The organism is Pseudomonas sp. NPDC096950 (assembly GCF_044762525.1).
In the GTDB taxonomy this organism is placed as follows: domain Bacteria; phylum Pseudomonadota; class Gammaproteobacteria; order Pseudomonadales; family Pseudomonadaceae; genus Aquipseudomonas.
Genome location: NZ_JBIWEL010000029.1, coordinates 69,414 through 85,954, shown reverse-complemented (window position 1 = coordinate 85,954; position 16,541 = coordinate 69,414). Strand labels below are relative to the sequence as shown.

The following is a 16,541-nucleotide window of genomic DNA, read 5'->3' as shown; positions in this document are numbered from 1 at the left end:
GGCATTGGTCTGATCGAACACACCGACCTTTCTGCCTATTCCACCCGTTTTGGCGGCTCGGTAAAGGGCTTCAATGTCGAGGAATACCTGTCGGTCAAGGAAGCTCGCAAGCTCGATCTGTTCATTCAATACGGTCTGGCCGCAGGGTTTCAGGCTGTGCGCAACTCCGGTCTGGAAGTCACTGACGCCAACCGTGAGCGCATCGGCGTGGCCATGGGTTCGGGTATTGGCGGTCTGACCAATATCGAAGAAACCAGCCGCACGCTGCATGATTCCGGCCCTCGTCGAATTTCACCGTTCTTCGTGCCTGGCTCGATCATCAATATGATTTCCGGTTTCCTGTCCATCCACCTGGGTGCACAGGGACCTAACTACGCCATCGCCACTGCATGTACCACCGGTACGCACTGCATCGGCATGGCGGCCCGCAACATCATGTACGACGAAGCCGACGTGATGATTGCCGGCGGCGCCGAGATGGCCGCTTGCGGCCTGGGCATGGGTGGCTTTGGTGCTTCCCGCGCGCTGTCGACCCGCAACGACGAGCCGACCCGCGCCAGCCGTCCATGGGACAAGGGCCGTGATGGCTTTGTCCTGTCCGATGGCGCCGGTGCGCTGGTGCTCGAAGAGCTGGAGCACGCCAAGGCCCGTGGCGCCACCATCTACGCCGAGCTGATCGGCTTTGGCACCAGTGGCGATGCGTTCCACATGACCTCGCCACCGGCTGACGGTGCAGGCGCTGCGCGTTGCATCACCAACGCCCTGCGCGATGCCAAGATCAATAGCGATCAGGTCCAGTACATCAACGCCCACGGCACGTCGACCTCGGCCGGCGACCTCGCCGAAGCCTGTGCGATCAAGTCGGTGTTCGGCGATCACGCCTACAAACTGGCGGTCAGTTCGACCAAATCCATGACCGGTCACCTGTTGGGTGCGGCGGGCGCGGTCGAGGCGATCTTCAGTGTGCTGGCGATCAACAGCCAGGTGGCACCGCCGACCATCAACCTCGATGAGCCGGACGAAGGCTGCGACCTCGACTTCGTGCCGCACACCGCGCGCAACATGGATATCGATGTGGTGCTGTCCAACTCCTTCGGGTTTGGCGGGACCAACGGCTCGCTGGTGTTCCGCCGGTTCGCTGACTGATGGACAGCTGGGTCGACGGTCAGCCGGCTGACGCTCTGTCGCTGAAGGATCGCGGCCTGGCTTACGGCGATGGTCTGTTCGAGACCATTGCTGTGCGAGGCGGGCAACCGTTGTTGCTGGACCGGCATCTGTCGCGTCTGGCACAGGGTTGTTCACGCCTGGCGATCACTGCTGATCAGGAACTGGTCCGCAGCGAGATGCTGGCCTACGCCGCTGCACTGGGCGAGGGCGTGCTCAAGCTCATCCTCACCCGAGGCGACAGCCTGCGCGGTTATGCTCCAGACCCTTCGGCCCAGGCCCGACGCATTCTACAAGGCAATCCGCCTGCAGCTTATCCTGCGGTCCATGCAGAGCAGGGCGTTCGATTATTTCCCTGCACCACACGACTGTCCAAACAACCGTTGCTCGCCGGGCTCAAACACCTGAACCGTCTCGAGCAAGTGATCGCCCGTGCCGAATGGCAAGACACCGAACATGCCGAAGGCTTGATGCTCGATCAGGTCGGTCGCGTGATCGAAGGTGTCTTCAGCAACCTGTTCCTGGTGCGCGAGGGTGTACTGATCACCGCTGATCTCAAGCGCTGCGGCGTGGCCGGCGTGATGCGTGCCGAATTATTGTTTCAGGCTGAGTCATTGGGAATCCCCACGCAAATCACCGACATCAGCCTAGATCAGCTGCAATGGGCCGATGAGGTTTTCGTCTGCAACAGCGTGTATGGCGTTTGGCCGGTGCGCGCCTATGCCGCACTGAGCTGGTCGGTTGGCCCGCTCACCCGTAAACTCCAAACCATTGCCCGTGCGCTACTGGATGCTTGATACGTGAGACGTAAACTCTTGCTACTGCTGGAAACCGGACTGGTTCTGGCAGGGCTGTTGTCAGCCGCTTCGGCCTGGAAAATTCATTCGGCGCTGGAACAGCCGCTGAATATCACCCAGGAAGAACTGCTCGAAGTGCCAAAGGGCACGACACCGACCCGCACTTTCTATCGACTCGAAGCCGATGGCGTCATCAAGGATGCCTTCTGGTTGCGCGTCTATTGGCGCTTCAACCTTTCCGCCACACCGATCCATAGCGGCGAATACCGCATGCTGCCGGGGATGACCGTCGACGGTCTGATCGACCTGTGGAAGCGTGGCGAAGTGGTGCAGTACAGCGTGACGCTGGTCGAAGGCTGGAATTTCCACCAGGTCCGCGCGGCACTGGCCAAGGATGACAAGCTCAAGCAAACCCTGACCGGCCTGAGCGACACGCAGGTGATGGACAAGCTTGGCCACAGCGGGATTTTCCCTGAGGGCCGCTTCTTCCCGGACACCTACAGCTTCGTGCGTGGCATGACCGACGCCGAGCTGCTGAAAAAAGCTTATGAGCGCCTCGATGAAGTGCTCGCCAAGGAATGGGAAAAACGCGCGGCTGATGCACCGTACACCGAACCCTATCAGGCGCTGATCATGGCCTCGCTGGTGGAGAAGGAAACCGGCGTGCCGCAAGAACGCGGGCAGATTGCCGGCGTCTTTGTGCGACGCATGGCGATGGGCATGATGCTGCAGACCGATCCGACAGTGATCTACGGTCTGGGTGATCGCTACAACGGCAAGTTGACCCGCGCCCATCTCAAGGAAGCGACGCCGTACAACACCTACATGATCTCCGGACTGCCGCCGACGCCGATTGCGATGGTCGGTCGTGAAGCGATCCATGCGGCGCTGAACCCGGTGGCCGGCAACAGTCTGTATTTTGTCGCTCGCGGCGACGGCAGCCATGTGTTCTCCGACGACCTGGATGCCCATAACTCGGCGGTGCGCGAGTTCCAGCTCAAGCGCCGTGCCGATTACCGATCGAGCCCGGCACCGGCTAACGCCCCGGTGACGCCGGAAGCTGAGACGCCGATTCCTGCGGCGTCACCCGATACCGCTCCGGAAGCGGTGCCGCAAGTGCCGGCGCAAGATCCTGCCCCCGCACCTGAGCCGACGCCTGCACCTGAAGCCGTACCACCAGTGCCGGCGCAAGATTCCGCGCCAGAACCGGATGCGCCGGCACCGGCACCGCAAAGCCCGCAATGACTCTGATTAAGGACTGCCTGTGACTGGCTTGTTTATTACCCTGGAAGGCCCTGAAGGCGCTGGCAAGAGCACCAACCGCGAATACCTGGCCGAGCGCCTGCGCGCCGCCGGTATCGAAGTGCTGCTGACCCGCGAGCCGGGCGGCACGCCGTTGGCCGAGCGCATTCGCGAAGTGCTGCTGGCCCCGGTGGACGAAGTCATGAACCCCGACACCGAGCTGCTCCTGGTGTTCGCTGCTCGCGCCCAGCATCTGGCCGAGGTGATCCGTCCGGCGCTGGCCCGTGGCGCGGTGGTGTTGTGCGACCGCTTCACCGATTCGACCTACGCCTATCAGGGCGGCGGTCGCGGTTTGTCGCTGGAGCGCATCGCGACCTTGGAAACCTTCGTCCAGGGCGACTTGCGCCCGGACCTGACACTGATTTTCGATCTGCCGGTGGAAGTCGGCCTGGCCCGCGCCAGTGCCCGCGGTCGGCTGGATCGTTTCGAGCTTGAAGGCCGAACCTTTTTCGACGCGGTGCGCAGTGCCTTTCTGAAGCGCGCTGAAGCCGATCCTGCCCGTTATGTGTTGGTGGATGCCGCCCAGCCGCTGCCGCAGGTCCAGCAGTCCCTGGATGCGTTGCTTCCGCGTTTGCTGGAGCTGACCCGTGGCTGAGGCCTATCCATGGCAGGACGAGCTCTGGCAGCAACTGGCGGGCCGTAAACAGCACGCCCACGCCTATCTGCTGCATGGCCCGGCCGGGATCGGCAAGCGCGCCCTGGCCGAGCGGTTGATGGCGCATCTACTGTGTCAGCGCCCGACTGCCCAGGACGCCTGCGGTGAGTGCAAATCCTGTCTGTTGCTCAAGGCAGGCAGTCACCCCGACAACTACATCCTGGAGCCGGAAGAGGCGGACAAGGCGATCAAGGTCGACCAAGTGCGGGATCTGGTCAGCTTCGTGGTCCAGACCGCGCAGATGGGTGGGCGCAAAGTGGTGCTGATCGAGCCGGTCGAGTCGATGAACGTCAACGCCGCCAACGCCTTGCTCAAAAGCCTTGAAGAACCGTCCGGCGACACCGTGTTGCTGTTGGTCAGTCACCAGACTAGTCGTTTGCTACCGACGATCAAGAGCCGCTGCCAGCAGCAGGCCTGTCCGCTGCCGAGTGAAGCGATGAGCCTGGCGTGGTTGGCGACGGCTTTGCCGGATTGCTCGCAGGAAGAACGCATCGAGTTGCTGACGTTGGCTGCTGGTTCGCCATTGGCTGCGGTCAAATTGCAGAACCAGGGCGTACGCGAACAGCGGGTGCTGGTGGTTGAAGGCGTGAAGCAACTGCTCAAACAGCAGAAGTCGCCGACGCAACTGGCCGAAGAATGGAAAAGCATTCCGCAATTGCTGCTGTTCGATTGGTTCTGCGACTGGTCGAGCCTGATCCTGCGCTATCAGTTGACCCAGGATGAAGAAGGTCTGGGCCTGATGGACATGCGCAAGGTCATTCAATACCTGGCGCAGAAGTCCGGGCAGGACAAAGTCCTCAATATCCAGGACTGGATCCTCGCCCAACGTCAGAAGGTGATGAGCAAGGCCAACCTCAATCCGGCGCTGCTGCTTGAAGCGTTGCTGGTGCAATGGGTGTCTTTGCCGGGCCAGAAGTGACTAGACTCTGAGCATCAGCCGTGGAGGTCAGCATGAATGATCCCGTCAACACCGGGCCGCGCAACGGCATTTTGTCCCTGACCATCAAGGACAAGTCCGTGCTGTACGCGGCCTACATGCCATTCATCAAGAACGGCGGCCTGTTCATCCCGACCAACAAAAGCTACAAGTTGGGCGACGAGGTGTTCATGTTGCTGAACTTGATGGACGAGGCGGAAAAGATTCCGGTCGCCGGCAAAGTCGCGTGGATCACCCCCAAAGGTGCCCAGGGCAACCGGGCCGCCGGGGTTGGCGTGCAGTTCAACGATGGTGACAATACCGCTCGCAGTCGAATCGAAACCCACCTGGCCGGAGCCCTGAAATCCGACCGTCCCACTCATACGATGTAAGTTGCAGCCCTTTTTATGCTCGTAGATTCCCATTGCCACCTTGATCGCCTCGACCTTGCCGCCCATGACGGTTCCCTGGATGCCGCCCTCGATGCGGCCCGTGCGCGCGGGGTCGGGCACTTTCTGTGCATCGGCGTCAGCGTCGACAACGCCGCCGATGTCAAAGCCCTGGCCGAGCGTTATGACGACGTCGATTGTTCGGTCGGCGTGCATCCGCTGGATGTGCAACCCGGTGCCGCGCCTGCGCTGGATTGGTTGTTGCAGGAACTGAATCACCCACGAGTGGTGGCGATTGGTGAAACCGGCCTCGATTATCACTACGAGCCGGAAGCGGCGGAGTTGCAGCAGGAATCTTTCCGTCTGCACCTGCAAGCCGCCCAACAGACCGGCAAACCGGTGATCATCCACACCCGTGGCGCTCGCGCCGATACCTTGAACCTGTTGCGCGAAGCCGCGTTGCCCCAGGCCGGTGTGCTGCATTGCTTCACCGAAGACTGGGACATGGCCAAAGCTGCCCTGGACATGGGTTATTACATTTCCCTGTCCGGAATTGTCACGTTCCGCAATGCCGATGCGTTGCGCGATGTGGCGAGCAAAGTGCCGGCCGACCGTTTGCTGGTGGAAACCGATTCGCCGTACCTGGCGCCGATCCCTTATCGCGGCAAACCGAACCTGCCGCAATATGTGCGGGAAGTGGCAGAGTTCCTGGCGATGCTGCGGGGTGAGTCCTATGAGCGATTTGCCGAGCAGACCACTGAGAATTTCAAGCGGCTGTTTCCGTTGGCACATGTGAAATCAGCTTAGGATTCAGCACCGCCTTCGCGAGCAAGCCCGCTCCTACGGGGTGAAATCGCAGGCAAAAAAAACCCGGGTTCTGGGGGGTGAATCCGGGTTAAGACCATTAGGAGTAAAACAAAGGTACGCGGTCCGTTGGTACCTATATCGACGCGGCACTTGGGGGAGATGCCTCGCCGACAGTTCAAGTATTGATCAGTATCGCGTCGACGCCAGTTTAGCCGCCCCGGTTTTTAAACAATTTTGGAATACGCCCGCTTCGGAAGAGTTCTCATCAACCGGCGACCTTGCGTGAAATCATCAAGAAACACAGATATGCTCGGATGATCCGTGCATTTTTGCGCAAGTTAGGCATAATACGCGGCTTCGAATTTTGACCCCTACAGACCTTTTCTTATGCATAAAGAACCTCGTAAGGTCCGTGAGTTTCGTCGCCGCGAGCAAGAAATTCTCGATACCGCGCTCAAGCTGTTCCTCGACCAAGGTGAAGACAGTGTCACCGTCGAGATGATTGCTGATGCCGTCGGTATCGGCAAAGGCACGATCTACAAGCACTTCAAATCCAAGGCCGAGATTTATCTGCGCCTGATGCTCGACTACGAGCGCGATTTGAACGAGCTGTTGCATTCCGCCGATGTCGACAAGGACAAGGAAGCCCTGTCCCGGGCCTACTTCGAATTCCGCATGCGCGATCCACAACGCTACCGCTTGTTCGATCGCCTGGAAGAAAAGGTGGTCAAGGGCAACCAGGTGCCGGAGATGGTCGAGGAGCTGCACAAGATCCGTGCCTCGAACTTCGAACGCCTGACTCTGCTGATCAAGGGCCGGATCAGCGAAGGCAAGCTCGAAGACGTGCCGCCGTACTTCCATTACTGCGCGTCCTGGGCGCTGGTGCATGGCGCCGTGGCGCTGTATCACTCGCCGTTCTGGAGCAATGTGCTGGAAGATCAGGAAGGTTTCTTCCAGTTCCTGATGGACATTGGCGTACGCATGGGCAACAAGCGCAAGCGCGACACCGACACGCCGAGCAGCTGAGCCATTCAGCTGGCTGATTGCGCCATTATTTAGCTACATGGCGCAGTACCGCAGGAATATACTCAGGCTTAGGTATTGCTAAAACTTGATTTGTGAGTCAAGTTTTAGCGGTCCCGAAACTTCTTCTGCCGGAGTGATCCATGATCGTTGACCGTCAAGGCAGGCGTTTTCGCAATTTGCGGATCAGCCTGACCTCAGCCTGCAATTACGCGTGTACCTACTGCGTGCCGAACGGCAAGCGGCTGGTCGCTGCGCAGGATGAACTGTCGGCCGAGGCCATGGCGCGCGGCGTGGCGTATCTGATCGAAGCCGCGGGCATCGAACGGTTGCGCATCACCGGCGGCGAGCCGCTGGTCAGTCCCAAACTCGAAGCCTTCATGACCGCCGTCGGTCAGATGGGGCTCGAAGACATCAGCCTGACCACCAATGGCCAGTTGCTGGCGAAAAAACTGCCGCTGCTGTTGGATGCCGGCATCCGGCGCATCAACGTTTCCCTCGATACCCTGGACGCCAGCGCGTTCCGCAGCATTGCTCGCGGTGGTGATCTGGCGACGGTGCTCGACGGCATGGACCAGGCGTCGGCAGCCGGGATCAAGATCAAGGTCAACATGGTGCCGTTGCGTGGGCAGAACCTGGATCAGGTGATGCCGCTGCTCGATTACTGCCTGGAACGCGGCTATGAGCTGCGTTTTATCGAGCTGATGCGCATGGGCCACCTGGCCAGCGACAACAACGCCTTCCTGCAACAGTTCGTCAGCCTTCAGCAATTGCTGAGCCTGATCGGCGATCGTTACGAATACCTGCAAGCCAACGCGCCGGTGGATGCCACGGCGGTGCGCTACGAGATCCCGGGGCAGGGCTACTTCGGGGTGATCGCCAACGAAAGCGTGCCGTTCTGCCGGACCTGCTCGCGGTTGCGGCTGTCGTCCACGGGCTGGCTGCATGGCTGCCTGTCGTCGAGCAATCGCCACTATGTCGGCGACTTGCTGGACAAACCGCGTCATCAGGCGCTGCCGGCGTTGCAGCGATTGCTGGTGAAAGCGTTGGGAGACAAGCAGGAAGTGGCGTTCTCCGGCGGGGCGACCATCATGAAAATTATCGGCGGCTGATACACCCTCATTCGCGAGCAGGCTCGCTCCCACAGATGAAATGCATTCCCCTGTGGGAGCGAGCCTGCTCGCGAAAGCGATCTATAAAACACTGATGTTCCTGAGCTGGCGCGGAAGCTGCATCCAACGCCCATTCGCCGGTTTTCCGTCACCGGCTTCTGGAGGGTAGGATGCGTAGCCTGGTTTTGCTGCTGGCCGTTTTGGCGCTTGGTGGCTGCATGAATGTCAGCGACATGGGCGAAGGTGTTCGCTACCACATGAGCGACGCGGGGCTGCTGGATCACAGCAACAGTCAGCGCGTGAACAACTTCCGCATTCAGCCGGACTCCTTTATCTACATCGCCCAGGGTGCCTTCGCGCCGCCGGGCAGTGCTTATCCGCGACCGAACGTGGTGGCGGAAGAGGCCTTCGACGGCTTTATCGAATACTTCCCGATGGTCCGCCGCGCGCGTGCGCCGGAAGGCCTCGATGCCGCCATGGGCGAAGCCCGGGCCGCCGGTGCGCATTACCTGCTCTACACACGGTTTGCCAAGGCTGACGACCGCATCGGCAACTCGGACGAATGGCTCGACCAGGAAGCCGTGGATCGCCTCGGAATCGACAGCGGCGTGATTCAGATCATGTTGATCGAGACCAGCACCCAGTATTTGATCGATACTGCACGGATCAAGAGTCGTGGCGGTTTACTGACGTTCCACGACACCAAGCCAGAAGACCTGCTGGGCCCGCCGCTGGAGCAATACGCTCGTAGCCTGTTGGGGCTCAGCGACCAGTAATTCAAAGGAGATCGCCATGAGTGGCCCGCAAAAAGCCAACGACCTGCTGGGGCAAATCCCCAAGACCAAAGGCTTGCCACCGGTCCATTTGTGGAACCCCGACTTCTGCGGCGACATCGACATGCGCATCGCCCGGGACGGCACCTGGTATTACCTGGGCACGCCGATCGGGCGCAAACCGATGGTCAAGCTGTTCTCCACCATCATCCGCCGCGACGGCGATGAATACTTCCTGATCACCCCGGTCGAGAAAGTCGGGATCAAGGTCGATGACGCGCCGTTCGTGGCGATTGCCGTGGATGTCGAAGGCGAGGGCGAAGCTCAACTGCTGCGCTTCACCACCAACGTCGAAGAGACAGCGGAGGCGGGCGCTGAACACCCTATCCGCGTGGTAATTGATCCGGTGACCCAGGAACCTGCGCCGTATGTGCACGTACGGACCAACCTTGAAGCGCTGATCCATCGCAATGTGTTCTACCAGTTGGTGGAACTGGCGGTCAGTCGTGAGATCGACGGGCAGCGCTGGTTGGGTGTGTGGAGTGGCGGGGTGTTCTTCCCCATCGGTCTCGAGCCCTAAGCAAATCCAAATGTGGGAGCGGGCTTGCTCGCGAAGAGGGCGTGTCAGGCGACGGAGATGTTGTTTGACACACCGCCTTCGCGAGCAAGCCCGCTCCCACATTGGTTTTGTGTGTGTCGCGCGAAATTCGAATTGACACCCAATCGTATGATGATTAGCGTGGGCCTCCATCGCGAACGGCTTTTCGCCGTCCCAGCTTCGAGGTTTTCATGTCCAGCAGTTTTCATGCGTCGACGGTCGATTGGCTCGGTGGCTGGATTGCCGCCGGCCAGGTGAAGCCCGGCGAAACCATCAAGGTTGAAGCCGACCTGGGCCAGCAGCTCGGGGTCAGTCGCACGGTAATTCGCGAAGCCATCAAAACCCTGGTCGCCAAAGGCATGCTCGAAGTCGGGCCGAAGGTCGGGACACGAGTTCTGCCGATAAAGCGCTGGAACCTGTTTGATCCGCAAGTCGTCGGTTGGCTGTCCCGTAGCGGCCTGCCGGAAAACTTCGTTGACGACTTGCTTGACCTGCGCCGCACCATCGAACCCATGGCCGTGCGCTGGGCCTGCGAACGCGCCACTGTCGACCAGGTGCAAGCGATCCTCCAGGCCTACAACGCACTGGAGCGCGCCGTGGACAGCGGCATCGATTACAACCGCGCCGACCAGTTCTTCCACGAATGCATCCTCGCCGCCAGCCACAATCAATTCATCGAGCAAATGGTCCCGGCCCTCGGCGCGCTGCTGGCGGTGTCGTTCGAAGTCTCCGCCGCCGACCCGGATGAACTCCGCCGCACGCTACCGATCCACAAAGACATGGCCGACGCCATCGCTGCCCGGGATGCCGCGCGGGGTGTGTGGGCCTGCATGACCCTGATCGACAACGCCGACCTGGCCATCAAGCGTTTCTACCCGCAAGTCATGGCCGACAAAAAAGCCAGCTGACCACACACATTCCCTGTGGGAGCGGGCTTGCTCGCGAAAGCGATTTAGCATTCAAAGATTATGTTGACTGACTCACCGCTTTCGCGAGCAAGCCCGCTCCCACATAAAAGCAATAAAGAAGGAGGTTTCATGACGTGGACTGCCGTTACCGAACACCGCGCCCAGCTCGGTGAAGGCCCCTTCTGGGATGCGCCGACCCAGGCACTCTACTGGGTCGACATCGCCGGCAAACAGGCGCTGCGACTGATCGGCAACAACGTGCAGATCTGGCAGATGCCGGAACACGTGTCCGCCTTCATTCCCTGCGAAAGCGGTGATGCGTTGGTGGCGATGAGCAGCGGCGTCTATCGGCTGGATCTGGATTCCCCCGGCCTGGAACCGCGCCTGACCTTGCTCTGCGTCGCCGATCCGCAACCGGGCAATCGCCCCAACGAAGCCCGTTGCGATGCGCAAGGCCGGCTCTGGCTCGGCACCATGCAGAACAACATCGGCGAGAACGGCGAAGACTTGCCGATCGTGCGTCGCTCCGGTGGCCTGTTCCGCATTGATCGCGATGCCCGGGTCACGCCGCTGCTGCGCGGATTGGGTATTCCCAACACCCTGTTGTGGAGTGATGACTCGACCCGCCTGTACTTCGCCGACAGCCTCGACCGCACGCTCTATCAGCACTTCATCCGCACCGACGGCAGCCTCGACCCGGCCCAGGTCTGGTTCGGCCCCCACGAACGGGGCGGTCCCGATGGTTCGGCGATGGATGCCCAGGGCTATCTGTGGAACGCCCGATGGGACGGCAGTTGCCTGCTTCGGCTCAGTCCGGAAGGGCAGGTTGATCGAGTGATTGAATTACCGGTCAGCCGCCCCACCAGTTGCGTATTCGGAGGCGAAGACTTGCAAACCCTGTACATCACCAGCGCCGCGAGCCCGCTCAACCATCCACTGGACGGCGCAGTGCTGTCGATTCGGGTCGATGTGCCCGGAAAAATCTGTACGAGGTTTGCTGGATAAATCCCAAAATATGGGATGTAAAATTATATATTGAGATTATTTGGCGGTCGGGTTTATAGTCGGCTCCATTGGTTACACGCACTCACACTTAAAAAAACAAAACAGGTGAAGTGATGCAGGGATTTTCTAAACAGTTTTTCAACCGGACATCGACAGATGCCCGGTTTTTGTCGTGCCTGAAAAAGGGAGCTGGGATTCATGGCTGAGCCTCTTTCCCTGCCGCCCGTGCCCGAGCCGCCGAAGGGCGAACGACTGAAAAACAAAGTCGTGCTGCTCACCGGCGCGGCTCAAGGCATCGGCGAAGCCATCGTTGCGACGTTTGCCTGCCAGCAAGCCAGGCTGATCATCAGCGACATCCAGGGCGAAAAAGTCGAGAAAGTCGCGGCCCATTGGCGGGACAAAGGTTTTGACGTGCAAGCGATCAAGGCTGACGTGTCCAACCAGCAAGACCTGCACGCCATGGCCAAATTGGCCGTCGAACGCCACGGCCGCATCGATGTGTTGGTCAACTGCGCCGGGGTCAACGTGTTCCGCGATCCGCTGGAAATGACCGAGGAAGACTGGCGCCGCTGCTTCGCCATCGATCTGGACGGCGCTTGGTTCGGTTGCAAAGCCGTGTTGCCGCAGATGATCGAGCAGGGCATCGGCAGCATCATCAACATCGCCTCGACCCATTCTTCCCACATTATTCCTGGCTGCTTCCCGTACCCGGTGGCCAAGCACGGCTTGCTCGGCCTGACCCGCGCCCTCGGCATCGAGTACGCAGCGAAGGGCATTCGCGTAAACGCCATCGCGCCGGGCTACATCGAAACCCAACTGAACGTCGATTACTGGAACGGTTTTGCCGACCCCCAGGCCGAACGTCAGCGGGCTTTTGATCTGCATCCGCCGCGTCGCATCGGCCAGCCGATGGAAGTGGCGATGACTGCGGTTTTTCTGGCCAGTGATGAAGCGCCGTTCATCAATGCGTCATGCATCACCATCGATGGTGGGCGCTCGGTCATGTACCACGACTGAGCAAATGGGATTTCAGACGCGGAACTCCGCCTGGAATCCAATCATCATACGATATGACTTTTGGCTACACGCTTGACCGCTGCATCGGCTTTCAAAATAACGCTCAAAAAAAATAACAAGGAGTCAGCTTATGAATCGTCGTCCTGGGATCCGTTCCCTGTGCTGTGCCGCTTTGGCGGTCACGGCGGTCAGCCTGAGCAGTTCGCTGCTGGCGGCCGAGCAAGTGAAAATCGGTTTTCTGGTCAAGCAGGCGGAAGAGCCCTGGTTCCAGACCGAATGGGCCTTCGCCGAAAAGGCCGGCAAGGACAAAGGCTTCACCGTGATCAAGATCGCCGTGCCTGACGGCGAGAAAACCCTTTCCGCCATCGACAGCCTGGCCGCCAACGGCGCCAAGGGCTTCGTGATCTGCCCGCCGGACGTCGGACTCGGCCCAGCCATCGTCGCCAAAGCCAAGGCCAATGGTTTGAAAGTGATTGCGGTCGATGACCGTTTTGTCGATGCCAACGGCAAATTCATGGAAGACGTGCCGTACCTCGGCATGGCCGCGTTTGAAGTCGGCCAGAAACAAGGCACTGCCATGGCCACCGAAGCGAAAAAACGCGGTTGGGACTGGAAAGAAACTTACGCCGTCATCAACACCTTCAACGAACTCGACACCGGCAAGAAACGCACCGACGGTTCGGCCAAGGCTCTGGAAGATGCCGGTTTCCCTAAAGACCACATCCTCTTCACCGCGCAGAAAACCCTCGACGTACCGGGCAGCATGGACGCCACCAACTCGGCCCTGGTGAAACTGCCGAGCGGCGCGAAAAACCTGATCATCGGCGGCATGAACGACAACACCGTGCTGGGCGGCGTGCGCGCCACCGAAAGCGCCGGGTTTACTGCGGCCAACGTGATCGGCATCGGTATCAACGGCACCGACGCCATTGGCGAACTGAAAAAGCCTAACAGCGGCTTCTTCGGCTCGATGCTGCCAAGCCCGCATATCGAGGGCTACAACACCGCGGCGATGATGTACGAGTGGGTCACCACCGGCAAAGAACCGCCGAAATACACCGCCATGGACGACGTGACGCTGATCACTCGCGAGAACTTCAAGCAGGAACTGGAAAAGATCGGCCTGTGGAACTGAAGGCCGGTTGATTTCATCGGCGGCCCTGGCGACGGGGCTGCCTGATCTGTGTGATGAGGTGGTTATGCAAGCGCAAACACAAACACAAGAACACCGCGGCGGCAGCTTGCGCTTCAACGGGATCGGCAAAACCTTTCCCGGGGTGAAGGCGCTGGACGGCATCAGCTTTGTCGCGCATCCGGGGCAGGTGCATGCCTTGATGGGCGAGAACGGCGCCGGCAAATCGACATTGCTGAAAATCCTCGGCGGCGCGTACATCCCGAGCAGCGGCGACCTGCAGATCGGCGAGCAGACGATGGCCTTCAAGTCCACCGCCGACAGCATCGCCAGCCGCGTCGCGGTGATTCACCAGGAACTGCATCTGGTCCCGGAAATGACCGTGGCAGAAAACCTGTTCCTCGGGCACCTGCCGGCCAGTTTCGGCCTGATCAATCGCAGTACCTTGCGCCAGCAAGCATTGGCCTGCCTCAAGGGCTTGGCGGATGAAATCGATCCCCAAGAGAAAGTCGGAAGACTGTCCCTCGGCCAGCGGCAATTGGTGGAAATCGCCAAGGCGTTGTCCCGTGGCGCCCATGTGATTGCGTTCGACGAGCCGACCAGCAGCCTCTCGGCCCGGGAGATCGATCGCTTGATGGCGATCATCGGTCGCCTGCGGGACGAGGGCAAAGTGGTGCTCTACGTGTCCCATCGCATGGAAGAAGTGTTCCGCATCTGCAACGCGGTGACGGTGTTCAAGGACGGCCGCTTCGTGCGCACCTTCGAGAACATGAGCGAACTGACTCACGATCAGTTGGTGACGTGCATGGTCGGTCGCGATATCCAGGACATCTACGATTACCGACCGCGTCAGCGTGGCGCGGTGGCGTTGAAAGTCGACGGTTTGCTCGGGCCGGGCCTGCGTGAGCCGGTGAGTTTCGAGGTGCACAAAGGCGAAATCCTCGGGCTGTTCGGTTTGGTCGGGGCAGGGCGCACCGAGCTGTTCCGCATGCTCAGCGGCCTGACCCGCAACACCGCCGGACGCCTGGAGCTGCGCGGCCATGAACTGAAACTGCGTTCGCCGCGCGATGCGATTGCCGCCGGGGTTTTGCTGTGCCCCGAGGACCGCAAGAAGGAGGGCATCATGCCGCTCTCCAGCGTTGCCGAGAACATCAACATCAGCGCGCGCAAGTCCCATTCCACCTTCGGTTGTCTGTTGCGCGGCCTGTGGGAAAAGGGCAACGCCGACAAGCAGATCGCTGCGCTGAAAGTGAAGACGCCGAGCGCGTCGCAGAAAATCATGTACCTGTCTGGTGGCAATCAGCAGAAGGCCATTCTCGGTCGCTGGTTGTCGATGCCGATGAAAGTCCTGCTGCTCGACGAACCGACCCGCGGCATCGATATCGGCGCGAAAGCCGAGATCTACCAGATCATCCATAACCTTGCGGCCAGTGGTATCGCGGTGATCGTGGTGTCCAGCGACTTGATGGAAGTCATGGGCATTTCCGACCGCATCCTGGTGCTGTGCGAAGGCGCGATGCGCGGCGAGCTGTCCCGCGACGAGGCCAATGAATCCAACCTGCTGCAACTGGCTTTGCCGCGCCAACGCGCTGACGGCGTGGCGAACTGAGAGGTAACTATGATGACCATCCAAAACAACGCTCTGCCCACCCAGCGCAAACCCCTGGACCTGCGGCGTTTTCTCGATGACTGGGTGATGCTGCTGGCGGCCATCGCCATTTTCGTGGCCTGCACGTTGCTGATCGACAACTTCCTGTCGCCACTGAACATGCGCGGTCTGGGCCTGGCGATTTCCACCACAGGGATCGCCGCGTGCACCATGCTGTATTGCCTGGCGTCCGGGCACTTCGACTTGTCTGTGGGTTCGGTGATTGCCTGCGCCGGTGTGGTCGCGGCGGTGGTGATGCGCGATACCGACAGTGTGTTCCTCGGTGTCGCGGCGGCGCTGTTCATGGGGCTAATTGTTGGCCTGATCAACGGGATTGTGATCGCCAAGTTGCGGGTCAATGCGTTGATCACCACGTTGGCGACCATGCAGATCGTGCGGGGCCTGGCGTACATTTTTGCCAACGGCAAAGCGGTGGGCGTGTCCCAGGAACAGTTCTTCGTGTTCGGTAACGGCCAGTTGTTCGGCGTGCCGGTGCCGATCCTGATCACCATCGTCTGCTTCCTGTTTTTCGGCTGGCTGCTGAACTACACCACCTACGGGCGCAACACCATGGCCATCGGCGGTAACCAGGAAGCGGCGTTGCTGGCCGGGGTCAACGTGGACCGGACCAAGATCATTATCTTCGCCGTACACGGTTTGATCGGCGCATTGGCCGGGGTGATCCTGGCGTCGCGCATGACCTCGGGCCAGCCGATGATTGGCCAGGGGTTTGAACTGACCGTGATTTCGGCGTGCGTGCTGGGCGGGGTGTCGCTGAGCGGCGGGATCGGCATGATCCGGCATGTGATTGCCGGGGTGTTGATTCTGGCGATCATCGAGAATGCGATGAACCTGAAGAACATCGATACGTTTTATCAGTATGTGATTCGCGGATCGATTCTGCTGTTGGCCGTCGTGATTGACCGTCTAAAACAACGCTGAGATCAAGAGCCACCCCTCACCCCAACCCTCTCCCCAGAGGGGCGAGGGGGAAAGGGAGCAGATCTTCAAGCCTTTCAAGCCTGAGCCCGACTCAGGCTTTCGCCTTTCAGGTCTGGAGTTCTACTCAGGCTTTCGCCTTTCAGGTCTGAAGTTCTACTCAGGCTTTCGCCTTTCAGGTCTGGAGTTCGACTCGGACTTTCAGGTCGCAGTAAATCCATCAAACACCTCGGTCAGCCCCCTCTACCCCTTGGGGAGAGGGTTGGGGTGAGGGGTGGATTTATCTGACACCCTTCTGATCAAAAGCCCACCTCCCGTCGCCCCTCCAAAAATATCCCTTGCCCGCCCGACCCTGT

The 16,541-nt window shown here is 60.1% G+C and carries 17 protein-coding genes; all 17 read left to right on the top strand.

What is annotated here, in order from left to right; genetic code table 11:
- Nucleotides 1–1,146, top strand: a 1,146-nt coding sequence (gene fabF, locus ACIQY3_RS30125; protein WP_403027220.1) for a beta-ketoacyl-ACP synthase II, incomplete at its 5' end; no start/stop codon positions are given.
- On the top strand, nt 1,146–1,961 hold the full coding sequence (gene pabC, locus ACIQY3_RS30120; RefSeq protein ID WP_403027217.1) for an aminodeoxychorismate lyase: 816 nt from the start codon (nt 1,146–1,148) through the stop codon (nt 1,959–1,961). The genes fabF and pabC, both read left to right, overlap by 1 nt.
- 3 nt (nt 1,962–1,964) lie before the next feature.
- A complete protein-coding gene (gene mltG / locus ACIQY3_RS30115) occupies nt 1,965–3,206 on the top strand; it encodes an endolytic transglycosylase MltG (protein ID WP_403027213.1) in 1,242 nt (413 codons plus the stop codon).
- Nucleotides 3,207–3,225: 19 nt separating this feature from the next.
- Nucleotides 3,226–3,858: a dTMP kinase gene (tmk, locus tag ACIQY3_RS30110; RefSeq protein WP_123510049.1), complete on the top strand. Its 633-nt coding sequence runs from the start codon at nt 3,226–3,228 to the stop codon at nt 3,856–3,858.
- Nucleotides 3,851–4,837: a DNA polymerase III subunit delta' gene (locus tag ACIQY3_RS30105; protein WP_403027209.1), complete on the top strand. Its 987-nt coding sequence runs from the start codon at nt 3,851–3,853 to the stop codon at nt 4,835–4,837. Before tmk ends, ACIQY3_RS30105 begins: the two co-directional genes overlap by 8 nt.
- A 32-nt stretch (nt 4,838–4,869) precedes the next feature.
- Nucleotides 4,870–5,226: a PilZ domain-containing protein gene (locus tag ACIQY3_RS30100; RefSeq protein ID WP_403027206.1), complete on the top strand. Its 357-nt coding sequence runs from the start codon at nt 4,870–4,872 to the stop codon at nt 5,224–5,226.
- Nucleotides 5,227–5,241: 15 nt separating this feature from the next.
- A complete protein-coding gene (locus tag ACIQY3_RS30095; protein ID WP_403027203.1) occupies nt 5,242–6,030 on the top strand; it encodes a TatD family hydrolase in 789 nt (262 codons plus the stop codon).
- Between the two features lie 387 nt (nt 6,031–6,417).
- Nucleotides 6,418–7,056: a TetR/AcrR family transcriptional regulator gene (locus ACIQY3_RS30090; protein ID WP_008152317.1), complete on the top strand. Its 639-nt coding sequence runs from the start codon at nt 6,418–6,420 to the stop codon at nt 7,054–7,056.
- Between the two features lie 140 nt (nt 7,057–7,196).
- A complete protein-coding gene (locus ACIQY3_RS30085; RefSeq protein ID WP_403027198.1) occupies nt 7,197–8,165 on the top strand; it encodes a GTP 3',8-cyclase MoaA in 969 nt (322 codons plus the stop codon).
- 170 nt (nt 8,166–8,335) lie between these two features.
- Nucleotides 8,336–8,941, top strand: a complete 606-nt coding sequence (locus ACIQY3_RS30080; RefSeq protein ID WP_054613866.1) for a DUF4823 domain-containing protein — start codon at nt 8,336–8,338, stop codon at nt 8,939–8,941.
- Nucleotides 8,942–8,957: 16 nt separating this feature from the next.
- Nucleotides 8,958–9,518 carry a DUF1285 domain-containing protein gene (locus ACIQY3_RS30075; protein WP_403027195.1) on the top strand — a complete coding sequence of 187 codons (561 nt, stop codon included), beginning with the start codon at nt 8,958–8,960 and terminating at the stop codon, nt 9,516–9,518.
- Between the two features lie 209 nt (nt 9,519–9,727).
- Nucleotides 9,728–10,444 carry a FadR/GntR family transcriptional regulator gene (locus ACIQY3_RS30070; protein WP_403027192.1) on the top strand — a complete coding sequence of 239 codons (717 nt, stop codon included), beginning with the start codon at nt 9,728–9,730 and terminating at the stop codon, nt 10,442–10,444.
- Nucleotides 10,445–10,573: 129 nt separating this feature from the next.
- Nucleotides 10,574–11,449 carry an SMP-30/gluconolactonase/LRE family protein gene (locus ACIQY3_RS30065; RefSeq protein WP_403027189.1) on the top strand — a complete coding sequence of 292 codons (876 nt, stop codon included), beginning with the start codon at nt 10,574–10,576 and terminating at the stop codon, nt 11,447–11,449.
- Nucleotides 11,450–11,647: 198 nt separating this feature from the next.
- Entirely contained in the window at nt 11,648–12,466 is an 819-nt protein-coding gene (locus ACIQY3_RS30060; RefSeq protein ID WP_403027186.1) for an SDR family oxidoreductase, read from the top strand.
- Between the two features lie 130 nt (nt 12,467–12,596).
- Nucleotides 12,597–13,601 (top strand): substrate-binding domain-containing protein, encoded by a 1,005-nt coding sequence (locus ACIQY3_RS30055; protein ID WP_403027183.1) that lies wholly within the window; start codon nt 12,597–12,599, stop codon nt 13,599–13,601.
- Nucleotides 13,602–13,665: 64 nt separating this feature from the next.
- A complete protein-coding gene (araG, locus tag ACIQY3_RS30050) occupies nt 13,666–15,207 on the top strand; it encodes an L-arabinose ABC transporter ATP-binding protein AraG (protein ID WP_403027180.1) in 1,542 nt (513 codons plus the stop codon).
- 12 nt (nt 15,208–15,219) lie between these two features.
- Complete coding sequence (gene araH / locus ACIQY3_RS30045) at nt 15,220–16,188, top strand: L-arabinose ABC transporter permease AraH (protein ID WP_054052214.1); 969 nt, start codon at nt 15,220–15,222, stop codon at nt 16,186–16,188.
- Nucleotides 16,189–16,541 lie beyond the last annotated feature (353 nt).

Coding starts and splice junctions, on each gene's coding strand:
- ACIQY3_RS30095 (WP_403027203.1), top strand. CDS start 5,242: ATGCTCGTAGATTCCCATTGCCACCTTGATCGCCTCGACCTTGCCGCC.
- ACIQY3_RS30085 (WP_403027198.1), top strand. CDS start 7,197: ATGATCGTTGACCGTCAAGGCAGGCGTTTTCGCAATTTGCGGATCAGC.
- ACIQY3_RS30055 (WP_403027183.1), top strand. CDS start 12,597: ATGAATCGTCGTCCTGGGATCCGTTCCCTGTGCTGTGCCGCTTTGGCG.
- ACIQY3_RS30080 (WP_054613866.1), top strand. CDS start 8,336: ATGCGTAGCCTGGTTTTGCTGCTGGCCGTTTTGGCGCTTGGTGGCTGC.
- ACIQY3_RS30075 (WP_403027195.1), top strand. CDS start 8,958: ATGAGTGGCCCGCAAAAAGCCAACGACCTGCTGGGGCAAATCCCCAAG.
- ACIQY3_RS30100 (WP_403027206.1), top strand. CDS start 4,870: ATGAATGATCCCGTCAACACCGGGCCGCGCAACGGCATTTTGTCCCTG.
- ACIQY3_RS30065 (WP_403027189.1), top strand. CDS start 10,574: ATGACGTGGACTGCCGTTACCGAACACCGCGCCCAGCTCGGTGAAGGC.
- ACIQY3_RS30090 (WP_008152317.1), top strand. CDS start 6,418: ATGCATAAAGAACCTCGTAAGGTCCGTGAGTTTCGTCGCCGCGAGCAA.
- araG (WP_403027180.1), top strand. CDS start 13,666: ATGCAAGCGCAAACACAAACACAAGAACACCGCGGCGGCAGCTTGCGC.
- ACIQY3_RS30070 (WP_403027192.1), top strand. CDS start 9,728: ATGTCCAGCAGTTTTCATGCGTCGACGGTCGATTGGCTCGGTGGCTGG.
- pabC (WP_403027217.1), top strand. CDS start 1,146: ATGGACAGCTGGGTCGACGGTCAGCCGGCTGACGCTCTGTCGCTGAAG.
- ACIQY3_RS30060 (WP_403027186.1), top strand. CDS start 11,648: ATGGCTGAGCCTCTTTCCCTGCCGCCCGTGCCCGAGCCGCCGAAGGGC.
- araH (WP_054052214.1), top strand. CDS start 15,220: ATGACCATCCAAAACAACGCTCTGCCCACCCAGCGCAAACCCCTGGAC.